22 protein-coding genes and 2 pseudogenes are annotated in these 21,896 nt (G+C 73.6%); 8 read left to right on the top strand and 16 right to left on the bottom strand.

Features of this window, described 5'->3' with window-relative positions:
• Positions 1–35 precede the first annotated feature (35 nt).
• Both PV342_RS02865 and PV342_RS02860 read right to left on the bottom strand, forming a co-directional pair.
• Entirely contained in the window at positions 36–1,328 is a 1,293-nt protein-coding gene (locus PV342_RS02865; RefSeq protein ID WP_400795895.1) for a helix-turn-helix domain-containing protein, read from the bottom strand.
• A gap of 356 nt (positions 1,329–1,684) precedes the next feature.
• On the bottom strand, positions 1,685–3,319 hold the full coding sequence (locus PV342_RS02860; protein WP_500315739.1) for an acyl-CoA dehydrogenase family protein: 1,635 nt from the start codon (positions 3,317–3,319) through the stop codon (positions 1,685–1,687).
• An 18-nt stretch (positions 3,320–3,337) separates the two neighbouring features.
• Here PV342_RS02860 and PV342_RS02855 point away from each other — a divergent pair, with 18 nt between their 5' ends.
• The 3 genes and pseudogenes from PV342_RS02855 to PV342_RS02845 all read left to right on the top strand — a co-directional run.
• Positions 3,338–4,498, top strand: a complete 1,161-nt coding sequence (locus tag PV342_RS02855) for a YihY/virulence factor BrkB family protein (RefSeq protein WP_329185089.1) — start codon at positions 3,338–3,340, stop codon at positions 4,496–4,498.
• A gap of 44 nt (positions 4,499–4,542) precedes the next feature.
• The gene (locus PV342_RS02850) at positions 4,543–5,220 is read left to right on the top strand and encodes a helix-turn-helix transcriptional regulator (RefSeq protein WP_500315738.1); all 678 of its coding nucleotides are present in this window, start codon (positions 4,543–4,545) and stop codon (positions 5,218–5,220) included.
• A gap of 105 nt (positions 5,221–5,325) precedes the next feature.
• Positions 5,326–5,931 (top strand): annotated as a pseudogene (locus tag PV342_RS02845) (leucine zipper domain-containing protein); the annotation flags it as partial.
• A 367-nt stretch (positions 5,932–6,298) separates the two neighbouring features.
• On the opposite strand, the gene PV342_RS02840 reads toward PV342_RS02845, so the two are convergent.
• The 5 genes from PV342_RS02840 to PV342_RS02820 all read right to left on the bottom strand — a co-directional run bounded on the left by PV342_RS02840 (position 6,299) and on the right by PV342_RS02820 (position 8,824).
• Positions 6,299–6,691 carry a VOC family protein gene (locus tag PV342_RS02840; RefSeq protein ID WP_018563131.1) on the bottom strand — a complete coding sequence of 131 codons (393 nt, stop codon included), beginning with the start codon at positions 6,689–6,691 and terminating at the stop codon, positions 6,299–6,301.
• A gap of 103 nt (positions 6,692–6,794) precedes the next feature.
• Positions 6,795–7,283: a hypothetical protein gene (locus tag PV342_RS02835; protein ID WP_386986995.1), complete on the bottom strand. Its 489-nt coding sequence runs from the start codon at positions 7,281–7,283 to the stop codon at positions 6,795–6,797.
• Positions 7,267–7,785 (bottom strand): RNA polymerase sigma factor, encoded by a 519-nt coding sequence (locus tag PV342_RS02830; RefSeq protein ID WP_386986993.1) that lies wholly within the window; start codon positions 7,783–7,785, stop codon positions 7,267–7,269. Before PV342_RS02830 ends, PV342_RS02835 begins: the two co-directional genes overlap by 17 nt.
• An 80-nt stretch (positions 7,786–7,865) precedes the next feature.
• Positions 7,866–8,498, bottom strand: a complete 633-nt coding sequence (locus tag PV342_RS02825) for a class F sortase (RefSeq protein ID WP_400795907.1) — start codon at positions 8,496–8,498, stop codon at positions 7,866–7,868.
• The gene (locus PV342_RS02820) at positions 8,495–8,824 is read right to left on the bottom strand and encodes an LPXTG cell wall anchor domain-containing protein (RefSeq protein ID WP_500315737.1); all 330 of its coding nucleotides are present in this window, start codon (positions 8,822–8,824) and stop codon (positions 8,495–8,497) included. The genes PV342_RS02825 and PV342_RS02820 overlap by 4 nt, the downstream gene beginning before the upstream one ends.
• A 137-nt stretch (positions 8,825–8,961) precedes the next feature.
• On the opposite strand from PV342_RS02820, the gene PV342_RS02815 reads away from it, so the two are divergent.
• Together PV342_RS02815 and rsgA are read left to right on the top strand one after the other, a co-directional pair.
• The gene (locus PV342_RS02815; protein WP_500315736.1) at positions 8,962–9,441 is read left to right on the top strand and encodes a hypothetical protein; all 480 of its coding nucleotides are present in this window, start codon (positions 8,962–8,964) and stop codon (positions 9,439–9,441) included.
• Positions 9,442–9,672: 231 nt separating this feature from the next.
• A complete protein-coding gene (rsgA, locus tag PV342_RS02810) occupies positions 9,673–10,794 on the top strand; it encodes a ribosome small subunit-dependent GTPase A (RefSeq protein ID WP_386986981.1) in 1,122 nt (373 codons plus the stop codon).
• 42 nt (positions 10,795–10,836) lie between these two features.
• Here the strand turns inward: rsgA and PV342_RS02805 are convergent, their stop codons facing one another.
• The 5 genes and pseudogenes from PV342_RS02805 to PV342_RS02785 form a co-directional block, all read right to left on the bottom strand.
• Positions 10,837–10,971 carry a hypothetical protein gene (locus PV342_RS02805; protein ID WP_018563125.1) on the bottom strand — a complete coding sequence of 45 codons (135 nt, stop codon included), beginning with the start codon at positions 10,969–10,971 and terminating at the stop codon, positions 10,837–10,839.
• A gap of 141 nt (positions 10,972–11,112) precedes the next feature.
• A pseudogene (locus PV342_RS02800) lies at positions 11,113–11,604 on the bottom strand (family 1 glycosylhydrolase); the annotation flags it as partial.
• Positions 11,605–12,362: 758 nt separating this feature from the next.
• Positions 12,363–13,268, bottom strand: a complete 906-nt coding sequence (locus PV342_RS02795) for a carbohydrate ABC transporter permease (RefSeq protein WP_500315735.1) — start codon at positions 13,266–13,268, stop codon at positions 12,363–12,365.
• Positions 13,265–14,221 carry a carbohydrate ABC transporter permease gene (locus tag PV342_RS02790; protein WP_500315734.1) on the bottom strand — a complete coding sequence of 319 codons (957 nt, stop codon included), beginning with the start codon at positions 14,219–14,221 and terminating at the stop codon, positions 13,265–13,267. The genes PV342_RS02795 and PV342_RS02790 overlap by 4 nt, the downstream gene beginning before the upstream one ends.
• A gap of 103 nt (positions 14,222–14,324) precedes the next feature.
• Positions 14,325–15,629 (bottom strand): ABC transporter substrate-binding protein, encoded by a 1,305-nt coding sequence (locus PV342_RS02785; protein WP_500315733.1) that lies wholly within the window; start codon positions 15,627–15,629, stop codon positions 14,325–14,327.
• 475 nt (positions 15,630–16,104) lie between these two features.
• Here PV342_RS02785 and PV342_RS02780 point away from each other — a divergent pair, with 475 nt between their 5' ends.
• The 3 genes from PV342_RS02780 (at position 16,105) to PV342_RS02770 (ending at position 18,130) form a co-directional block, all read left to right on the top strand.
• Positions 16,105–17,160, top strand: coding sequence for a MarR family transcriptional regulator (locus PV342_RS02780; protein ID WP_400795925.1), 1,056 nt, complete (start codon positions 16,105–16,107; stop codon positions 17,158–17,160).
• A gap of 60 nt (positions 17,161–17,220) precedes the next feature.
• Positions 17,221–17,655, top strand: a complete 435-nt coding sequence (locus PV342_RS02775; RefSeq protein ID WP_018563120.1) for a roadblock/LC7 domain-containing protein — start codon at positions 17,221–17,223, stop codon at positions 17,653–17,655.
• Between the two features lie 85 nt (positions 17,656–17,740).
• Positions 17,741–18,130, top strand: a complete 390-nt coding sequence (locus tag PV342_RS02770) for a hypothetical protein (RefSeq protein ID WP_051102238.1) — start codon at positions 17,741–17,743, stop codon at positions 18,128–18,130.
• Between the two features lie 11 nt (positions 18,131–18,141).
• Here the strand turns inward: PV342_RS02770 and PV342_RS02765 are convergent, their stop codons facing one another.
• The 4 genes from PV342_RS02765 to PV342_RS02750 all read right to left on the bottom strand — a co-directional run bounded on the left by PV342_RS02765 (position 18,142) and on the right by PV342_RS02750 (position 21,851).
• On the bottom strand, positions 18,142–19,191 hold the full coding sequence (locus PV342_RS02765) for a LacI family DNA-binding transcriptional regulator (RefSeq protein WP_500315732.1): 1,050 nt from the start codon (positions 19,189–19,191) through the stop codon (positions 18,142–18,144).
• A 147-nt stretch (positions 19,192–19,338) separates the two neighbouring features.
• Positions 19,339–20,145 (bottom strand): polysaccharide deacetylase family protein, encoded by an 807-nt coding sequence (locus PV342_RS02760; RefSeq protein ID WP_400795932.1) that lies wholly within the window; start codon positions 20,143–20,145, stop codon positions 19,339–19,341.
• 154 nt (positions 20,146–20,299) lie between these two features.
• A complete protein-coding gene (locus PV342_RS02755) occupies positions 20,300–20,782 on the bottom strand; it encodes a DUF456 domain-containing protein (RefSeq protein ID WP_361009675.1) in 483 nt (160 codons plus the stop codon).
• A 79-nt stretch (positions 20,783–20,861) separates the two neighbouring features.
• The gene (locus PV342_RS02750) at positions 20,862–21,851 is read right to left on the bottom strand and encodes a helix-turn-helix domain-containing protein (RefSeq protein ID WP_400795936.1); all 990 of its coding nucleotides are present in this window, start codon (positions 21,849–21,851) and stop codon (positions 20,862–20,864) included.
• Positions 21,852–21,896: the final 45 nt, after the last annotated feature.

Here is a 21,896-nt window from a genome sequence, read left to right as displayed (position 1 = left end):
CCGGCTCGCTGCCGCGGCCCGTGGGGTCCGTCCCCTCACTTCCCGAACCGCGCCGCGCGCACCGCCGGCGCCGTCGAGTGCGGCAGCAGGTCCGCGGGGTGGTCGGGGCGCACCACCGCGACCTCGACGCCGTCGGCGAAGCGGTAGGGGCGGTGGTCGAGCACCCCGGCCAGGGTGCGGCGCAGGCGGGACATCTCGGCGCGCACCGTCACCGTGCGGGAGGGGTCGCCGAACAGGTCGCCGGCCAGTTCCGCGGCGCTGCGGCCGTCCCGGTGCAGGGCCAGCACGAAGAGCAGTTCGGCATGGCGCGGGCTGAGCTCCTGCGACCAGCCGCCGGCCGCACCGGAGACGCTCACCGTCCACGTACGGGGCCGGCCGAGGTCCAGCACGACGTGCCCGGCCCCGGGCGCCACCTCCTCCGGCGGGACGACCCGCACCAGCCAGCCCCCCGGCAGCGGTTCCAGGGTGCAGGTGCCCAGCGCGGGCACCCAGGTGCGGCCGGCGCTCGGCGCGGCAGGCAGCGTGATCCGTTCCACCGGCGGCATCCCGGTCACGGCGGCCGTCCAGCCGTTGGGATCGACGACCGCAGCCCGTCCCGGCATCCGGGCGAGCAGCGGGGCGGAGACCGAGCGCAGCCGGTCCACGGCCGCCCAGTGCAGGCTGCGCAGTTCGGCCTCGGCGACCTTGGTCACCGCGGTCACCAGCGACAGCACCGCGGGGTGCATGCCGGCCGCGGGCCCGCTGACGTCCACCGCGCCGAGCAGCCGTCCGTCGCGCGGGTCTATCAGCGGTGCCGCGGCGCAGGTCCACTGGTGGTGCACCCGTACGAAGTGCTCGGAGGAGTGCACCTGCACCGGCCGCCCGGTGACCAGGGCGGTGCCGATCGCGTTGGTGCCGACGGCCTCCTCCGACCACGAGGCGCCCTCCGAGAAGCCGAGCCGGTCCGCGCTCCTGCGGACGGCCAGGCTGCCGTCCCGCCACAGCACCCGCCCCTCGGCGTCGGTGACCACCATGATGTGCCGGGCCTCGTCGGCGACCGAGACCAGCCCGTCGCGCAGCGCGGGCATGACGTCGCCCAGCGGGGTACGGCGCCTGCGCACCTCGATCTCGTCGGCGGTCAGCATGCCGGCGTGACTGCCGTTGTCGGGGTCGACACCGAGGTCCAGGGCGCGCCGCCAGGAGTCCTGGATGACCGGTCTGGCCTCGGCGCCGCCCGATCCGCCGCCCAGCGCGGCGTCCCGCATGCCGGCCAGCAGCCGTGCGGAACGACGCGGTTCCTGGACGGACTGGACCGACAACGACCGTGCGTCGATCGGAACCTGGCTCATGGTGCTCCCCGCGTCCGTGTGCGCAGCGCTTTGCGCGCCCCGGCAGTGGCCGCGCCGGTTCTCCGCTGCCACACCATGTGCATATGGTGCCGTCGGGGCGGTCCCTCCGGTGGGATATCCGGCCAATACCTTGCAACTGTCTGCAACGGTTGCGAATATGCGCGCACTCGACGGACAGTGACGGCGCATCACGCTACTCGTACGGAACCCTGAATCCGTGCGACGGTGAGGCGAGACCGGGGGTGGTGCCGAGTCGGCGCGGCACCACCCTCCGTGCGGCGCGGCGGCGGAACGTTTCCCCGAGGGTCCCGGTCCTTCCGCCGGGACCGCGGGCGGACCGCCGCCGCACCCGCCCCTCACCCCCGCGGCTGTGCCCGCTCCACGATCGCCGCCAGGTCCAGGCCGCGCGGCAGCGTGCCGAAGGTCGCACCCCAGTCCCCGCCCAGCCGCGAGGCGCAGAAGGCGTCCGAGACCTCCACCGGGGCGAACCGCACCAGCAACGAACCCTGCAGCACCAGCGCCATCCGCTCCACCACCCGGCGCGCCCGCGCCTCGACGCCCTCCAGATCGGCCAGCTCCGTCAGCAGCGACGTGATCGCCCCGTCCAGCCGGTGGTCCGCTCCGCGCGCCCGGCCGATCTCACCCAGGAAGGCGTTCAGCGCCCGCGGCTCCCGCTGCAGCACCCTCAGCACGTCCAGGGCCTGCACGTTGCCCGAGCCCTCCCACACCGAGTTCAGCGGCGACTCCCGGAACAGCCGCGGCAGCCCCGACTCCTCCACGTAGCCGTTGCCGCCCAGGCACTCCAGCGCCTCGGCCACCAGCGGCGCGCAGCGCTTGGTGACCCAGTACTTGGAGACCGCCACCGCCAGCCGACGGAAGTGCCGCTCGTGCTCGTCGTCCGCGTCGTACGCCGCCGCCAGCCGCAGCACGGTCGTGGTCGCCGCCTCCGACTCCAGCGCCAGGTCCGCCAGGACGTTCCGCATCAGCGGCTTGTCCACCAGCGGCCCGCCGAACGCGCCGCGGTGCCCCGCGTGGTGCACCGCCTGCGCCACCGCCTGCCGCATCAGCGCCGCCGAACCGGTCGCGCAGTCCAGCCGGGTGGCCGACACCATCTCGATGATGGTCGCGATCCCGCGCCCCTCCTCGCCGACCCGGCGCGCCCACGTCCCGTCGAACTCCACCTCCGCCGAGGCGTTGGAGCGGTTGCCCAGCTTGTCCTTGAGGCGCTGGATCAGGAAGACGTTGCGCGAGCCGTCCGGCAGCACCCGCGGCAGCAGGAAGCAGGTCAGCCCGCCGGGCGCCTGCGCCAGCACGAGGAAGGCGTCCGACATCGGCGCCGAGCAGAACCACTTGTGGCCGGTGAGCAGGTACGTGCCCTCCTCCGCCAGCGGCTCCGCGCGCGTAATGGTGGCCCGCACGTCCGACCCGCCCTGCTTCTCGGTCATCCCCATCCCGAACAGCGCCCCGGGCTTCTCCCCCGGAGCCACCAGCCGGGGGTCGTACACCCGCGACCCCAGCCGGGGCTCCCACTCCTCGGCCAGCGCCGGGTCCGCCCGCAGCGCCGGCACCGCCGCGTGCGTCATCGACACCGGGCAGCCGTGCCCGGCCTCCGCCTGCGACCACACCAGGAAACCCGCGGCGCGCCGCAGGTGGCCGCCGGGGCGCGACCACGCGTCGGTCAGACCGGACGAGACCGCCCGCCCCAGCAGCCGGTGCCAGGCCGGGTGGAACTCCACCTCGTCGATCCGGTGCCCGTACCGGTCGTGGGTGCGCAGCACCGGCGGATTTGTGTCGGCGGCCTCCGCCCACCCCCGCGCCTGCGCCGAACCGGCGACCCGGCCGAGCTCGCCGAGCTCCCGGTCGACCTCCTCCCGGAGTTCGGGCGCGACGTGCCGCGCCACCCCCTCCACCAGGGCGGTGTCGGCGGCGTACACGTCATACCCGACCAGGGGCGGAGGCTGGTTGGTCACGGTGTGTGTGGGGGGACTCATGACGGTTACGGTAGGCGCGTGCAGGCAGCAGACGAAACACCCGAGCGGCCCAGGCGAGGCCGTCTCCACCGGGCGCGGGCCCTCTACCGGAACGTGTCCAAACGCAAGGTGGGCTGGCTGCTGCTCAAGGACACGGTCGACTCCTGCATGGAGTACCGCGTCACCGGACTCGCCGCCGAGGCCGCCTTCTTCGTGCTGCTGTCGCTTCCGCCGCTGCTGCTGAGCCTCGTCGGCGCCATCGGCTACGTCGACGGGATCATCGGCACCGACACGATCGACAACATCCGCCGCAACATCCTCGACGCCGCGGCGACCGTACTGTCCGACAAGGGCGTCGACCAGCTGATGCGGCCCCTGGTCGACGACGTCTTCGGCGGCGGCCGGCCCGACGTGATCTCCATCGGCTTCGTCATCGCCCTGTGGTCCGGATCGCGCGCCCTCAACGTCTTCGTCGACACGATCACGATCATGTACGGGCTGGAGGGCAGGCGCGGCATCGTCAAGACGCGGCTGCTGGCCCTGCTCCTCTACATCGTCGCCCTGGTCATCGGCGCGGTCGTCATGCCGCTGATGGTCGTCGGACCGGACGCGGTGGTGTCGCTCCTGCCATGGAGCGAGGCCGTGATCCGGATACTGTACTGGCCGGTCGTCCTCGTGCTGTCGATCGCGTTCCTCACCACGCTCTACCACGTCTCCGTGCCGGTGAGATCGCCCTGGTACGAGGACATGCCGGGGGCGGCCGTCGCCCTGCTGATGTGGGTCCTGGGCAGCTTCGTGCTGCGCATCTACCTCACCCAGACCGTCGAGGGCCCGACCATCTACGGCTCGCTGGCCGCGCCCGTGGCCGTGCTGCTGTGGATCTTCGTGTCGGCCTTCGCGGTGCTCGTCGGAGCGGCCGTGAACGCGGCCATCGACCGGGTGTGGCCGTCGATCGAGACCGCGGCCGCCCGCGAGGAGAACGCCCGGGCCAGGGAACGCGCCGCCGCCGACCTCGTCGCCGAGGCCGCCGCCCGCCGCGCCGCGTTCGAGTCGGGCCCGGACGACGAGGTCGGCCCGGAGGACCCGCCCGCCGAATTCCCCGAGCGCTGGGCGGGCTTCCTTCCGCCGGAGGACGTACGGTCCCGGCTGCGCGGCCGCCGCCCCCCGGGCAAGGACGGCGGCAGGCAGCCGCGCGGCTGACACGGACCCGGCGCGGTGCCGGTGGCCGGTGTCATGCTGGGGCGGTGTACCGGGAACGGACCTCGACGGTGCCGGGTGCCGTGCTGTGGACGAAGACAGCGGGTGCCGGGGCGGCCCGCGTGCTGCCCGACGGCTGCACCGACCTGATCTGGGGCGAGGACACCGGGCTCTTCGCGGCGGGGCCCGACACCACCGCCCACCTCTCCGGCAGCCCGCCCGGCACGCGCTACGCGGGGCTGCGCTTCGCCCCCGGCGTCGGGCCGGCCTTGTTCGGACTGCCGGCGCACGAACTGCGCGACCGCCGCGTGCCGCTGGACGCACTGTGGTCCGGCGCCGAGGCACGCCGGCTCACCGAGCGTGTGGCCGCGGCCGCCGACCCCGCCGCCGCCCTGGAGTCCCTGGTGCTCGCGCGCGACGTCCGGCACGCGGCGCCCCCGTGGGGCCCGGGGATCGCCGCGAGCCTGGCGGCCGGCGCCCGCGTCGGCACGGTCGCGGAGGACACCGGGCTCAGCGAACGCCAGCTCCACCGCCGCTGCCTGGACGCCTTCGGCTACGGTCCCAAGACCCTGGCCCGCATCCTGCGCCTCCAGCGCGCCCTGGAGCTGGCACGGAACGGCCACGCCTTCGCGGAGGTCGCCGTCCGCGCGGGCTACGCGGACCAGGCCCATCTGGCCCGCGACGTCCGCGCCCTCGCCGGCGTCCCGCTCGGCGAACTGCTCTAGGTGTACTCGGCCGACACGTTGGTGACAGTGCTGGCCGGTGCTTGATCATGGCAGGACCTCCGGGCGTAGTGGAGATTGCCGTCTTCACTCACCTCGGAGGTCCTGGTGGCCCACGCTAATGCCCGGCTGACCTTTCACGGCAGATGCCTGCTCGTGCGTCGTGTCGTCCTCGACGGGCGGCCGGTCGCGCACGTGGCGAAGGAGATGGGGGTCTCTCGGCAGTGTGCTCATCGCTGGGTCAACCGCTACCGGGCCGAGGGCTGGGCCGGGCTCCACGACCGCAGCAGCCGCCCTCACCAGTGCCCGCGTCGCACACCCGCCGACGTCGAACAGCGGGTGCTCTGCGCCCGTCGCGAACTGCGATGCGGACCCCAGCGTCTGGCCGACCACACCGGGGTGCCGGCCCGCACCGTCAGCCGCATCTTGCACCGCCACCACGTGCCGCCGCTGTCGGCCTGCGACCCGCTGACCGGACAGGCCATCCGTGCCTCGCGCGCCAGCACCGAGCGCTACGAGCACGCCCGTCCCGGCGACATGATCCATCTCGACGTCAAGAAGCTCGGGAAGATCCCCGACGGCGGCGGACACCGCGCCCACGGCCGTGGCACCAAACCGGCCGCAGTGCGCGGTCTGGGCTACGACTATGTCCACGCCGCCATCGACGACCACTCACGGCTGGCTTATGCCGAGATCCTGCCCGACGAGAAGGGTGCAGTTGGCCGCTTCCCCGCCTACTGCCGGTGGTGGGCGCGCCCGCCGTGACCCGCGTCTGCGGGTGCGTGCTTCTGGGTGCCGCCGGGCGGTCGGCAGGAGATCGGGCTCACTTTCGACGGTATGGACGTCGGAACAGGGCCCGTTGCACCCCGAACGGTGGGCGTGGCAACCAGCCGTCTGCACCCGCGGACGGCAACGAGACCGGCACCACTGGAAAGGTGAACCGCTCCGGGGCCTGAACCGCCGCTACGAACCCACCCGCACCGCGCCGAGGAGGGCCGCCCCACCCTCCCCGTCCCCAGCCCGCCGCTGTGCGCCCGAAGGACGCGAGACGAACCCGCACCCACCCACTCGCAGGTATCCGCTAGGAGAACCTCGCGAAGAGGTCGACCGGGTTCCCGTCCGGGTCCAGGACCACGGCGTACCGCATTCCCCAGGGCGCGTCGAAGGGCTTCAGATGCCCCACGTACCCGGCCCCGGTCAGCTCGGCGAACGTCTCGTCCACCTCCTCCGGCGCGTCACAGGCGAAGGCCAGCGCCATCCGGTGACCGCCCTGCGGCGGCTCCCACGAGGGGTCGAAGGAGCGGACGATCTCCACCGTGTCCCACGCCATCCGCAGTCCCCCGGGCAGCGCCGCCTCCACGTGCGGCTCCGCCTCCGCCCCGGCGGGGATCTCCAGCCCCAGCCTGCGGTAGAAGGCCAGTGAGGCGGCCATGTCGGCCACGACGATCTCGACGACATCGAAACGAAGAGTCATGCCGCAACCGTAGGCGCGCCCCGCCCGGCCCGTCTTGAACGAATCGGACACGCACTGTGCCGGTCAGCGCCGCTCAGCGCCGCTCAGCGCCGCTCAGCGCCGGTCAGCGTCGGGAGACGGCCGGGGCGTCCTCCCCGGGGTCGCCGAGCGGGGTGGCCGAGACGGACCGGGACTGGCGGGCGGTGGAGGCGGCGCGTCCCGGGTCGGTGGAGCCGGTGCGGCGCGGGTCGGGGGAGCCGGTGCGGCGGTCCGGGCCGTGGCTCTCGGACGGCTCCGGGACAGGGGACGTCGTCGGGGGCGGCGAAGGCGGCGGGTCGGCCGCCGGGGGGACGGACACCGCGGGCACGTTCGGTCCGACCGCGGGACCCTGCCCTGGGGAGGACAGCAGGTGCAGGGGTACGGCGACCACCGCCGCCACCGCCAGGGACACCCCCGCTCCCGCGGCCGTCCGCAGCAGCCTGCGCCGCGCCGCCGCGCGGCGGACCTCGCGGAAGCGGCCGGGCGGCGGCCCGAGGAGCACCGTGCCGGGCCCGAGCAGGGCGCTCAGCTCGGGGTCGCGTTCCTCGTCCGGACCGTCAATGGGTGTGATCAAGGCTTCTCCTGAGTCCGGCTCGCAGCATTTCCCTGGCCGCGTGGAGGTCGGCCTTCACGGTTCCTTCCTTCCGTCCCGTCGCGGCCGCCACCTCCCGGACCGGCATGTCGGCGTAGTAGTAGAGCAGGATGGGAACCCGCAGCCGCTCGGGCAGCGACTGGACGAGCATCCGCACCGAGGGGTCGGTCTGCCCGTCGCGCCCCCCGCCCTGCCCGTCGACGAGGACCTCCGCGGTGGCACGACGCATGGCCCGGCGTTCGCGCTCCACCTTCCGCCAGTGGTCGCGCACGATGTTGGCGGCGGTGACGTAGAGGAAGCCGCGCGGTTCGTCCACGCTCGTCCAGCGGGCCCACAACCGGGTGAAGGCCTCCGAGGCGATCTCGTGGGCCGTCTCGTCGTCGTCGACCAGCCGCCGGCACCAGCCGGCCAGGCGCGGGTACAGGGCGGCGAACAGTTCGGACGCCGCTTCGTCCCGGGAAGACCGTTTCAACACTCTCCACATTCCGTCGTTCATCTTGCCGCAGGCGTGCCGACGGGCGGCCGGACGGGGGCGTGCAGCCCACCGGCCCGGCCGCCCGGCGGCTAGTCGCGGCCCGCCGGGGCCAGGGAGGCGTACACCACGACGTTGTCGCGGTATCCGCTCCCGTCGGCGGTGCGGGGGCCGCCACAGGTGATCAGGCGCAGCTCGGGGCGGTCCACGTCGCCGTAGACCTCCTCGGTCGGGAACCGCGCCTTGGCCACCGTCTGCACCCGGTCCACGGTGAACCGCGCGGACGCGCCGTCCCGCAGCCCGGCCACGACCCGGTCGCCCGGGCGCAGCCGTGCCAGGTCCCGGAAGACCCCGTCGCCGAACCGGCCGACGGTGACGTGGGCCAGCAGCACCGACGGGCCGAGCTGCCCGGGCGTGGGGGAGTGGCGGTACCAGCCGGCGGGCGAGTGGCGCGCCACCGGCGGGACCTCCACCGTGCCGTCCGGGGCCAGTCCCAGCTCCATGACCGGGGTGTCGACCCCGATCGCCGGGATCCGCAACCGCACCGGGACCGAGCGGGCGAGCGGAGGCGGCGGGGACGGATGCGTCCGGGCGGCCGCGGGCGGCGCGGAGACGACGGGCGGCGCGGCGACGGGACCGTCACCGGACCCGCGCGCGCATCCGCCGGCCCAGGGCAGGACCGCCAGGACCGCGACGGCCGCGGCCCACCTCGCGCCCGGGGTCATCCGGCGGTCGTGCGCCTGCGCCGCGTCACCACGAACGTGCCGCCGGCCAGGAGCAGCAGGCCGCCCGCGGCCGCCGTCACCACCGAGCCGTCGGGACCCTGCGCGGCGGCCGGGGACTGCACGCCGGTGTCGGGCGCGCCCGCAGGCACCGTGCCGACCTGGCGGGGGGACGGTGCTGCGGACGGCTCCGCCGACGGCGCCTTGGCGGGCGCGCTGCTGCGGGCCGGCGCGGGCCGGGTGCTCGGCCCGTCGGCGAACGCGGGCGCCGTCCCCGCCAGCACCGCGGTGCACGCCAGGGCAGCGGCGGTGAGAACACTCCTGCGCATGTATCGATCTCCTTCGTCTCCCGCCCGTGCCCCGGGGCGGGGCACGGGCGGGCTCTGGCAACTGATCGGGCGGAGAGACGAGGCGGCCCCGCGGCCGGTTGTAAAGAACGGGCAAAGTCGCTCTCGCGGGGCCCTCGGTGAACGGCGGGCGAAGCCGCGGCGACCGCCCGGAGCCGCCGTCCGGCCGGGCGTCACGGCGCACGCCAGGCGAGGAGCGGCAGTTCGTCGACGGGCGGCGGGCCGGCACCTGGACGCTCGGCGCGATCGGCTGCTGCTGTCTGACGGGGCGGTCGTACCGGCGCTGGCGCAGGCCGCTGAGGCTGCGCGTCGGACCCGCCGGGATCGGGATGCGCGAGGTGACCCGCGAGGAGTCGTTCCTCTCCTGGCAGGACATCGCCGCCGTCACGGTGGGCCGCCCGCCGACCACCGGCGACATCCGCCCGTGGCTGGTGGTGTGGCCGCTGCCCGGCAGCCGTCCGCACGACGACCCCTCCTACCTGGTCGACGGCCACAAGGCCTTCGCCCTGGTGCGCCTCGACCGGCTGCCCGGCGGGGCGGAGGCCGTCGTCCCGGTGGTGCGGGAGTACGCGGGGGAGCGCTACGCCGAGACGGCGTGAGCCGCCGGCGGAAAACCGGTTGCGGGGTCTCCCGGGGCACCGGCTAGGGTGTCCCCGTCAGACCGCGAGTGAACCGGGAGGTGTTGGAGAGATGACTGTCGCCGTGATGGGCGCTGCCCGCATCCAGAAGATCATCAACCTCACCTCAGCGGTCGCCGGCTGACCCGGCCCGTCGCGAAGCACCCGACGGCGCAACCCCGCGCGACCGCCCTCCCGAAGGGCTCTCCTCCGTTGACCAACGGATCCGTCCCGCAGCCGTCCACCGCGCTCACCGCCTACGGCTGGGACTCCGCATTCGACTCCGACTTCGCCGTCCACGCGGAGCGGGGACTCACACCCGGCCGCATCGTCCGCGTCGACCGCGGGCTGTGCGACGTCGTCCTCCCCGACGGCACGGGCGGTCTGAGGACCGTACGCGCCGACACCGAGGACGTCTTCACCCGCGACCCCATGAAGGTCGCCTGCACCGGCGACTGGGCCGCCGTCGACGAGACGCCGGACGCCGGCCCCGCGGTACGCGCCCTGCTGCCGCGCCGCACCACCTTCGTCCGCTCCACCTCCTCCAAGCGCTCCGAGGGACAGGTCCTCGCGGCCAACGTCGACCTGGCGGTCATCGCCGTCTCGATCGCCGCGGAACTCGACCTCGGGCGGCTGGAACGCTTCGTGTCGCTGGCGTGGACCAGCGGCGCGCAGCCGCTGGTCGTCCTCACCAAGGCCGACCTCGTCGACGAGCCCGCGCACCTGCTGGACGACGCCCGAAGCGCCGCGCCCGGCGTGGAGGTCCTGGTCGTCAGCGCGGCCACCGGCCACGGCGTGCCGGAGGTGGCGACGGCGCTGGCCGGGACCACGTCGGTGCTGCTCGGGCAGTCGGGCGCGGGCAAGTCCACGCTGACCAACGCCCTGCTGGGCCGTGAGGTCCAGGAGGTGCAGGCCATCCGCGACAGCGACGGCAAGGGCCGGCACACCACGACCACCCGCGACCTGCTGCCGCTGCCGGGCGGCGGGGTGATCATCGACACCCCGGGGCTGCGCGGGGTCGGACTGTACGACGCCGACGCCGGTCTCACCCAGACGTTCTCCGACATCGAGGCACTGGCCGGCGCGTGCCGCTTCCAGGACTGCTCCCACGACTCCGAGCCCGGCTGCGCGGTGCTCGCCGCCCTGGACGACGGCACCCTGACCCATCGCCGGCTCGACAGCTACCGCAAGCTGCTCCGTGAGAACGCGTGGATCGCCTCCCGCACCGACGCCCGGCTCCGCGCCGAGATGCGGCGCGAGTGGAAACTGCGCTCCGCCGCGGGGCGCGAGATGTACGAGCGCAAGCGCGGCGGCGGCCACCGCAAGGTGTACTGACCGGACCCGGCCCGGCTCCCCGGCAGGGAGCCGGGCCGGCGGTCATCCGGCTCCGTTGTGGCGCTCGCCCCCGCCGCGGCGCAGGGTCAGCGGGCTGCCCTCGTGCCAGAAGGTGTAGACGATGCTGCCGAGGCCGAGCGCGACGATGACGACGCCGAGGACGATCGAGTAGACCATGGCTCCTCCAGCCCGTTCGGGGTGCGCTTTACCGCACCTTCACCTTCGATGTCCGAACGTGACCTTCCCGTGGCCGTACCGTCTCACACGCGCGGCGGCCCAACTCGCAGTCGCACGGCCCGGGTTGTCCGCATCTGCGGCTCATATCGGCGGCAGGCGGCCCGCGGCGACGACCCCGGTGTACCAGCGGGCGCTGTCCTTGGGCGTGCGGCGCCGGCTGGCGAAGTCCACGTGCACCAGGCCGAACCGCTTGCTGTAGCCGTAGGCCCACTCGAAGTTGTCCAGCAGCGACCACAGGAAGTACCCCTGGACGTCGGCCCCGTCCGCGATCGCCCGGTGCACCGCTGCCAGATGAGCGTGCAGGTACGCGATCCGCTCGGGGTCGTGGACCTCGCCCTCGGGGTCGGCGTAGTCGTCGTACGCCGCGCCGTTCTCGGTGATGAGCAGCGGGGTGTCCGGCAGTTCGTCCCGCAGCCGGAGCAGGAGTCCGTGCAGACCGCCCGCGTCCACCGGCCAGTCCATCGCGGTCCGCGGCCCCGGCGCCGGTAGGAACCGCACGTGCCCCTCGGCCCCCGGCCACGGCGACGGCCCCGCATGGCCGCCCGCGGCCACCACCGTCGGGCGGTACTTGTTGTGCCGTCTGTGCCGCACACAAATATCCCGCAGCGTCCAGAACATCCACCCTCCCCCAGCCTTCGGCCGGGGGTGCCCCCACCTCCCCCGCCCCCTCCGTATCGTCAGGCGGCTGACGGCCGGAGGGTGGTGAAGAGGCGGTCGGGGGCTGCCGCACGCGCGTCCTAGCAAACGCCCAAACCATCCCGCTCCTTGCCGGCGAAGGTGAGCAGGCGCCGGTTCCGCCGCTCGCCGAAGGACAAAGGTGCGCCCCCACCCCTCGTGCTCGCCGTGACGCAGGCAACCCCTGCGGGGGAGGTGCCCCTTGCCACCGGTGCGCGCACCCTTGCTCGGCCTGGGGCCGGGGGGACCTCCCCCGCAGGGGGCAGCTTCCGGCGGTGTGGGGAGGGGTGGACCCCATCACTCCCCACCGGGCGTTGGTCGCCGAACGAAACGGAGGGGGCGGGGGAGTTGGGGGCACCCCCGGCCGAAGACTGGGGGAGGGTGGGCGTTCTGGACGCTGACGTGTATGTGTTGTGCGGCACGGACGGCACCGAGCGCAGGTGCCCGCCATGCACATAAATATGCGGTACAGAATGCCCAGCCCCGGAGGCCCCGCCCCCGGCCCACCACGAACCGCGCGAGGCCCGCACCAACCGCGCCGGATGGGGGTCCCCCCGGCCGAAGGCTGGGGGAGGGCGGGAGGGCGGGAGAACCGCCCGCCGCAGGCGCAAAACAACCCACACACAACAACCGGCCGCAACCACGACCACCGGCCCCTACCCCTTCACCGCCCCCTGCATGATCCCGCCCACGATCTGCCGCCCCAGCAACCCGAACACCACCAGCACCGGCACCGTCCCCAGCAGCGTGCCCGCCATGATGACCGACTGGTCGTGCACATACCCCCCGCCCAACTGCCGCAAGGCGACCTGCACCGTGGGCTCCTGCGACGTGAGCGCGATGATCGGCCAGAAGAAGTCGTTCCAGGACGCCATGAACGTGAGCATCGCCAGTACCGCCATCCCCGGCCTGGCGACGGGCACGACGATGCTCCAGAAGATCCGCGCCGTCGAGGCGCCGTCGACGCGGCCCGCCTCGATCAGCTCGTCGGGCAGCGACTGCGCGAGGTACTGCCGCATGAAGAAGACCCCGAACGCCGAGACCAGCCCCGGGAGGATGACGGACTGGAGCTGGTTCACCCAGTGCAGCTCGGCGATGAGCATGAAGAGCGGGATGACGCCGAGCTGGGGCGGGATCATCATCGTGCCGATCGTGAGCGCGAGCAGCGCGTTGCGGCCCCGGAAGCGGAGTTTCGCGAAGGCGAACCCTGCGAGGGTGGAGCACAGGACGGTGCCGACCGTCACCGAGCCGGAGACCACGAGGGAGTTGAGCAGCGCCTTTCCGATGTCGGCCTGTTCGAGCACCTGGCGGAAGTTGTGCGCCAGGTTGCCGCCGGGCAGCAGCGCCGGCGGGCTCGCGGCGAGCTCCGCGTTGGAACGGGTCGCGGCGACGATCGTCCAGTAGAAGGGGAAGGCGGAGATCACCGCCGCGAGGATCAGGACGGCGTAGGCGAGGCGGCCGCCCTGGTGCTGCCGGCCCGCCCGGGCCGGGCGGAGGCGGGGGAGGGGACGTGCGGTCCCGGCGGCGCGGCCGGACCGGGGTCGTGTGAGGAGCGCGCTCACCGGCGGGTCCCCTTCCGTGAACGGCGCCGTGCCAGCGCGGTGTTGAGCAGCACGAGCAGGACGATGAGGACGAACGTCACCCAGGCGATGGCGGCGGCGCGGCCGAGGTGGAAGTAGCCCCAGCCCTGCTCGTACATGTAGAGGCCGAGGGTCTGGTACTGGTGGGAGATGCCGCCCGAGATGCTCCCCTCGAACAGCAGCGGTTCGCCGAAGAGCTGGGTGGCCCCGATCGTTGAGACCACGATCGTGAACAGGACGGTGGGCCGCAGGCCGGGCAGCGTGACATGGAGGAGCTGCCGCCACCGCGAGGCGCCGTCGAGTTCGGCGGCCTCGTACAGCTCCCCGGGGATGGACTGCATCCCGGCGAGGTAGATCAGCGCGTTGTAGCCGGTCCACCGCCAGGTGACGATCGTGGACACCGCGATCTGCGAGGCGACGGTCCCGGACTGCCAGTCGACGGGCCCGATTCCGGCCAGGGCGAGCACCCAGTTGACCAGGCCGAAGTCGCGGCCGAAGAGCTGGGCGAAGACGAGGGTCGCGGCGGCCACGGACGTGGCGTACGGCAGGAGCATCGTGACGCGGAAGAAGGTGCGTCCGCGCAGCTTGTAGTTGAGCAGGTGGGCGAGGCCGAGCGCCATGAGCAGCTGCGGCACGGTGGAGACGACCCCGATGGTGAAGGTGTTGCGCAGCGCGGTCCAGAAGAAGTCGTCGTGCAGGAGCGCGGTGTAGTTGTCCAGGCCCCGCCATGCCATCTCGCCGGGGGTCTGGAGCTCGACGCGGTAGAGGGAGACGTACGCGGTGTAGAGCAGCGGGAACAGCCCGAACGCGGCGAACAGCGCGAAGAACGGGGCGATGTAGGCGTAGGGCGACAGCCGGGCGAGCAGTCGTCGCGGGGGCGCCTGGGCGGCCGGGGGCCGGGCGGGGGGCACCGGCGCTGTGGCGGTCAGGGTCATGGGGCGGGACCTTCGGCTCGGGGGAGTACCGGGGCGGTGCGGCCGGGCGCGGAGGACCGGGGGAGCGGTCCCGCGCGCCCGGCGCCGGCGGGTCGGGGGGCCGTCAGCCGACGGCGTTCTCGACGCCCTTCCTGACGTGGCTCCACGCCGTCGCGGAGTCCGTGCCCTTGCGCTCGACCTCACCGAGCGCGTTGGTGATCTGCTGGTTGACGTCACCGTCGTGCACGCCGAGCACCTGCACCGGCGAGGCCTCGGCGGCGGCGCCGAAGATCCGCCCGATGGGCGCGTCGCTGAAGTACGGGTCGGTGACGTCCCTGACGGACTCGATCGCCCCGATGTTGGAGGGGAAGCTGCCCTGCTTCTTGAAGAGCTTGGCCTGCTGCTCCGCCGCCGTCAGCCACTTGACCAGCGCGAAGGCCTCCTTGGCGTGCGCGGAGCCCTTGGGGACGGCCAGGTAGGACCCGCCCCAGTTGCCCGCGGCGCCGCCCGGGAGCGGGGCGATGTCCCACGTGCCCCTGCCCGCGTCGCCGGCCTGGCCCTTGATGTAGCCCAGCATCCAGGCGGGGCAGCCGATGGTGGCGAAGGAGCCGCTGCTGAAGGCCTGGTTCCAGGCGGGGGTCCACTGGGCGAGCTTGGCGCTCAGCCCGTCCCGGGCGGCCTTCACGGACAGGTCCCAGGCAGTCCTGACCGCGGCGTTGCCGTCGTAGATCAGCTTGCCGGAGGCGTCGTAGTAACGTTCCTTCTCCTGGCCGACGATGACGGAGTAGAGGCTGCCGACGCTGTCGAGCCAGGCGCTCTTGGCACCGGCCTTCGCCTTGTACTGCCTGCCGAGCTCCAGATAGCCGTCCCACGTGGCCCACTTCTGCGCCAGCTCGGTCCGGTCGGTGGGCAGACCGGCCTGCTCGAACAGGTCGGTGCGGTAGCAGATGGCCTCGGGGCCGACGTCGGTGCCCAGTCCCAGGGTGCGGCCGTCGGCGGTGGTGGCGGCGGCCCACTTGGCGGGGGAGAAGTCGTCCTTGAGGTCCGCGGCGCCCAGGGCGCCCAGGTCCTCGAACTTGTCGGCCTGCTGCTGGGTGACCGACGCGATCCGGCCCACCTCGATGCCCTGGACGTCGGCGAGGCCGCCACCGCCGGCCAGCCTGGTCTGCAGGGCCTTCCAGTAGTCGGCCTCGTTCTCGGTGCTGCTCTGCTTGATGGTGACGCCGGGGTGGAGCTTCTCGTACTCGTCGTACAGGCCGGCTTCCTTGTAGCCGAAGGTGCCGAACAGATCGACGGTGATCGTGACCTTGCCGTCCTTGTCCGCGGACGTGCCGGTCGAGCCGGATCCGCAGGCGGCGAGGAGTGCCCCGGCGAGTGCGACCACCCCGAGTCGGAAGGTGGCGCGTCTGGCGGCTCGGGCAGTGGGCATGGAAGCCTCCCATGGCTTCGGGACGGGTGAGAGCACCCCCGGTCGCGGCTCTTGAGAGCGCTCTCAAGCGATGTCCAGGAGAGTGCCGCCGCAGCCGGTGATTCGTCAAGAGTCGAATGGATGACGGCCGGTGGGGCGGCTCCGGGTCCCGTGCGTCTCCACGTCCTGACGGCATCGCCGGCCGGTGCCGTGACCCTCCGCGAAGCTCTCCGCATGCCTGCGGTCGTCGTCGCGGAAACGGTCGTGAAAGGGCACGGAATTGACATCTGCAGGACTCGAATATTCGTCCTCGGCCATGTCGTGCGATGGCCGGAGAGGCATGTCGGAGGGCTGCTAGAAATTACCCGCCGGCGTGAATGTTCGTGCATGAGTACGGCTTTTCCGCGCCTCCCGTCCCTATGTCCGCGAGCCCGCCCGCCCGTATGCCCGAACAGACGCAGCAAGGGGAGCGATGACCTCGGCACCATCCGGTTCCGTGCCCGCCCGGAATGCCGCTCACGGTCTGCTCGGCCGCGCGCTGTCCAGGTGCCGCGACGAACGGGCCACCGGGGTGCTGCACGTGCAGGGCAGCCCCGGCGGGGCCTTCCATCTGCTCGACGGTGCGGTCGTGGCCGTGGAGAGCCCCGGGGCGCCGGGGGTCGGCACCCTGCTCGTCCGCTCCGGGCGCATCGACGCCGACGAGTGGAACGCCGCCCACGACGCCGCCGCTACAGGGCTGTTGCCGGGCGCGGCGATCGCCGCCGGGGGGCGGCTCGGCACGGCCGAGTTCCAGGTGCTGCACATGATGGCCGTTCAGGACGCGGTCTTCGCCGTGCTGGCCGGACGGCTGGACAACTGCGCCTTCGACCCCGACGCGCCGGGTGCCCGACCGGCCGCCCTGCCGCAGGGCCTGGCCCCGGGGGTGGAACCGGAGGAACTGCTGGTCGAGGCCGGTCGCCGGCTTGCCGCGCTGGCGTCGCTGCCGCGCCGGGTCTCCCCCGACCGCGACCGGGTCACCGCCGTGGGGCCGCCCGCGTGGGCCGACGAGCCGCTGGCCCCGGTGCGCCGCGAGATCCTCGGCTGCGCCAACGGACGGCGCAGCCCCCGGGACATCGCGTTCCTCATCGGGCGCGGGGTCTACACGATCACTGTCGAGGTCGCCCGGATGTGCGCCGAGGGCCTCGTCGAGACCGTCCCGGCCCCGCCGGCGCCCGCGCAGCCGCCACCGGTCGCGGACCCGGCGGCCCCCGTCGCGGACCCGGCGCCGCCGCCCCCCGAGCCGTTCGCCCCGGCCCCCGCGGAGCCGGCGGGACCCGCCGCGCCGCGCCCTCCCCTCGCTCCCCGGGAGGACCTCGCGGACCCGGGCCCGTACCCGCACCCGCCGGAATGGGAGCCGGGGGAGGCCCCCGGCGCGGCCCCGGCCGCCGAGGGCCTGCCCCGCCGCGAACCGGGCGCCAGCGGTATTCGCGAGGCACTCGACGCCGGCCGCCCGCAACCGGGCTGGAAAGGATTTCTCCGGCCGCGAGGACGGAGCCGGACCGATTCCCCGTGACCGAAATCCCCGGGGACCGACGCAACACCGACCGAAGGGAATTCAAGGAGGTGCACGTGCATGAATCATGACGCCCTGGTCGCCGAGATGCGCACTTTGCGGGACCGGGTGGTCGGCGTCACCGACACGGTCGTGGCGGCCGTCGACGGCCTGCTGATCGCCGCCGACACCGAGGACGCCATCGACCCCAACGGCCTCGCCGCGCTGGCCGCGGCCAGCCTCGGGCTCGCCCGGCGGATCGCCGCGGCGGCCCTGCGCGGCCCGCTGCGCAGGACCGTGACCTGCAGCAGTGGCGGCTACACCGCCGTCTACGCGGTCGGCGAGACCGCGATCCTCGTCGTCGTGGGCGACGAGGGCATGAACGTCCCCCAGCTCCACGTCGAGGCCCGGTCCGCCGTCGAGCGCATCGGCGCGATCCTGCTGGCCCCCGAACCCGGACCGGGCGCCGTACCCGCGCCGGACTCCGCGTACGACCCGGAGGGAGTCCTCGGATGACGCCCCCGCCCCCAGCGAAGACCACCGAAGGAGTGCTGTGAGCACCACCGGAAAACGCCCGCACGGCAACCTGTCCGACCAGGTCATGGGCCTGGTGAAGAACCTGCGCCAGGAGGTCCCCGACTGCCTCGCCGCCGGTGTGGTCGACATGTCGACGGGAATGCTGCTCTCCGTCGACACCGTCGACAGCCATCCGCCGGAGGTGCTGGACCTGCTTGCCGCGGCGACCCTCGACCTCTTCCAGGGGCGCACGGTGGTGATGATCGAGGACGTCTTCAAGGAGCGCCGCGGAGTCACCAGCGACGCGCACTACTTCCAGGAGATCCTCGTCAACAGCGACAACCTGACCCACCTGTTCATGCGCAACAACCTGAACGAGGAAGTCGTCGCCGTCGTCGTCTGCCGCCGTTCGGTCAACGTGGGGATGCTCTTCGCCCAGGCCCGCCGCGTGGTCAAGGAGCACAGCACGCTCTGAGCCTCGGCCGGTCAGGCGCTGGCGCGCCGCACCAGCCGGGTCGGTGTGACGAGCGAGGACAGCGGGCGGCCGCCGCTGTCCTCCTCCGACCGCCGTTCCAGGCCCCGCACGAGCAGCCGGACCATCAACCGGCCCATCTCCTCGATCTCCTGGCGGACCGTCGTCAGCGGGGGGTCGGCCAGCTCCGCGACCGAGGCCATGTCGTCGAAACCGACGATCGCGACGTCCTCCGGCACCCGGCGGCCCCGCTCGCGCAGCACCCGCAGCGCACCGCAGGCCATCAGGTCGGAGGCGACGAAGACGGCGTCGACGTCCGGCGCCCGGTCCAGCAGCTCGGCCATGGCGCGGGCCCCGCCCGCCTCGGAGAAGTCGCCCTCGACGACCAGTCGCGGGTCGGCGTCCATCAGGATGTCGTGGTAGCCGTCGAGCCGGTCCACCGACGCGGTCTGGTCCAGCGGGCCGGTGACGGTCGCGATGCGCTCCCGCCCCAGGGAGAGCAGGTGGCGTACCGCCTCGCGGGCCCCGCCGCGGTTGTCCGAGTCCACGTACAGCACGCTGCGGTCCCCGTCGGCCGCCGGCCAGCCAGGGCGCCCGCCGAAGACGGTCGGCAGCCCGATGCGGCGGATGATGCCGGGCAGCGGGTCCTCGGCGTGCAGCGAGAAGACCAGCGCGCCGTCCACGTGCCCGCCGGACAGATAACGGCCCACGCGCTCGTAGTCGGCCGTGCCCTCCACCAGCAGCAGCACCAGCTGCGAGTCGTGCACCGCCAGCTCACGGCTGATGCCGAGCAGCTGCTGCGCGAAGAAGGGGTCCGCGAAGACCCGGCTCTCCGGCTCCGCGACGACGACGGCGACCGCCCCGGTGCGCCGCGTGACCAGCGAGCGGGCCGCCTGGTTGGGTACGTAGCCCAGCTCCTCGACGGCCTTGCGGACCTTCTCCACCAGCGCCTCGCGCACTCCCGTCCCGCCGTTCACGACCCGCGAGGCGGTGGCCCGGGAGACGCCGGCCCGTTCGGCGACGGCCTCGAGCGTCGGGCGCGCTCCGGAGATCTGGTCGGACAAGGGGTGCTCCTCTCGGGACGGGAACAGCGTAGTCCCTCCCGGGAGCAGGGAGAGAGCGCTCTCGCCGCAGCTCGGAGGCGGTTTCTGAGAGCGCTCTCTGCCCCCTTTGTGCGAGCGGCCGGCCGGTCGGGTTGACCGCCGGGGCGGTCAGCGCACCGGGAAGCCGAGGGTGTAGCCCTGCTGCTTCAGCCAGGGAAGGACCTGCCGCAGCGCCTCGACGGTCTGGCCGCGGTCCCCGCCCGCGTCGTGGAAGAGCACGGTCGGCCCGTTGGAGATCTCGTTCCTGACGGTGGAGACCAGCGCGGCGGTGCCCGGCTGCTTGAAGTCCTCGGAGTCGACGTTCCAGCCCAGCGGGCGCATGCCGCGGGACGCCGCCAGCTGGCGGCTGTACGGGGTGAAGGCGCCGCCCGGAGCGCGGTAGTAGAGCGGCCTGACGCCCCCCGAGGCGCGGGTGATCATGCGTTCGGCGTTCAGGATCTCCTTCGCCTGGTACTGGCGCGACTTGCCGTTCATCGTCGTGTCGTGCGTCACGGAGTGGTCGCACAGCCGGTGCCCGGCGGCCACCACCGCCTTCACCAGGCCGGGGTGGGCCCGGGCCTGCGTGCCGACCATGCAGAAGGTCGCCTTCACGCCGTTGTCCTCCAGCACCTGGAGGATCTGCGGCGTCCACCGCGGGTCGGGCCCGTCGTCGATGGTGATGTTGACGCCCCGCGGGCCCTTGTCGGAGGCGTGGGCGATGTCCATGTTCACCACGGGGGCCGGCAGCGCGGCGTCCGGCACGGAGGTCTGCCCGGGTATCGGCCGCGGCTCGGCGGAGGCCGTCGGCTTCGCCGGACGCTGCGCCGCCTGCCGCCCGTCGGCGGTGCCGGCCTGGGCGGTCCACACCGACGCCAGCGCGGCCACCCCCGCCACGCCCAACGCCGCTGCCAGTATTCGGCCGTTCGTCCCCCGCATCCCGCTCCACCCCATGTCCGCACCGCTCCCCGAGTCCTGTTGTTCCGCGTTCCGTACGTGCACACGGGAGGACGGGGGCTGGGCGCCGGTGGATCCGGCTGTTACGGAGCCCTGACCGTCCCGTCGGCGGACGGCGACGGTACGGGCCGCGCGCCTATGAGGTGAGGACGGCCACCAGCCACGCCCCGGCGACGAGCAGGCACGCGAACAGCTCGGCCAGCAGCGCCGTTCCGGCGGCCCGCATCGCCGTACGGGTGGAGGACCAGGCCGCGCCGTGGCTGCCCAGCCGCATCCGCTCGCCGCCGTAGAGGGCGAGGGTGAAACCGGCCGGCGCGCCCACGACCGGCAGCAGGAAGAAGCCGGCGACGGCCCACAGCCCGGCGACGACGAATGCCTGCCGTGGCACCCCGGCCTCCCGTACCGACCGGGCGGGCAGCAGGAGCTGGACGGCCTGGTTGAGCAGCAGCACACCGGTGGCCGCCGCCAGGACGCCCCAGGACGACGAGGTGTGCAGATGCGTCGCCCACCACAGGACGGCGGCCCAGCACATCAGCGGGCCCGGCGCCCCCGGTACGAGCACGCCCAGCAGTCCGGACAGCATGACGGCACCGATCAGGCACAGCTGTCCGGTCCCCATGCGCCCAGCGTGCCGGAAGCCGGGCCCCGGCGCCCCCTGGTTTTCCGGCCTTGTCAGGCGCCGGCCAAGTGCGCCCCGTTCAGGCGGGGTTGCGCTCCACCCAGCCGCGCTCGTACGCGTGCCAGCCCAGCTGCAGCCGGGTCGTCACGTCGGCCAGCTCCATCAGCCGCTTCACGCGTCGCTGCACCGTGCGCAACCCCACCTCCAGCTGCTTGGCGACGCTGGCGTCGGTGAGCCCGGCCAGCAGCAGCGACAGGATCTGCAGGTCGACGGCGTCGGGCGCGTCCGGCGACTCCTCGTACGGGGCGCCCCCGGTGTCCAGCCGGATCGGCAGGGCCTCGCGCCAGACACTCTCGAAGAGCGCCATCAGCGAGTCCAGCAGCCCGCTGCCGTGGACGACCAGCGCGGCCGGGCCGCCCGCGTCCCGGGCCATGGGCACCATCGCCAGCGAACGGTCGGCCACCACCAGCTTGGTCGGGACCCGGTCCACGACCCGCACCCGCTCCTCGCGGCGGAGTGCGGCGGTCAGTTCGGCGATGCCGTTCGGCCCGCTGACGACCTCGCGCTCGACGACCACGCGGAAGCCCACCCCGCGTTCGACGGCGCGCTCCTCGGCGGTGTTCTCCATCCCCGACACCACCATCGGCGTGCCCGTCACCAGGGCGCAGACCTCCTTCTCCGCGCCCAGTTGGAGCTGGTTGAAGCGGTGCGCCACCGCGCTCGCCCCGGTCACCACCTCCACCAGGTCGTGCGCCGAGGGCTCCGCGGCCTCGCCCCGGTACTCCTGCGCCAGCACGGCGGCCGCCAGTTCGGCCTGCTCCAGCTGGTGCCTGTGCTGGGTGAGCAGGGCGCCGAGCGCCACCGTGGGCGGGGCGGCCACCCAGCGGCCGGGCCGGGCGGAGGACTGCGCGACGAGACCCTGCCGCTCCAGCAGCCGCAGGACGCGGGCCGCCTCGTCCTCGGGCATGCCGAGCCTGCGCGAGAGGTCGACGACCTCGGCGGCACCCAGCCCCACCAGGGCGCGGTACGCCGCCTCCTGGGCATCGTCGAGCCCTACGGCACCGAGCACGGGCACCCCTTCCGGATCCGGCGAACGCAACACGCGGCTATGGCG

It is taken from the genome of Streptomyces sp. PA03-3a (genome assembly GCF_033792735.1).
Taxonomy (GTDB): Bacteria; Actinomycetota; Actinomycetes; order Streptomycetales; family Streptomycetaceae; genus Actinacidiphila.
The sequence above is the reverse complement of the archived record's forward strand: the minus strand, read 5'-3'. Positions and strand labels throughout refer to the sequence as shown.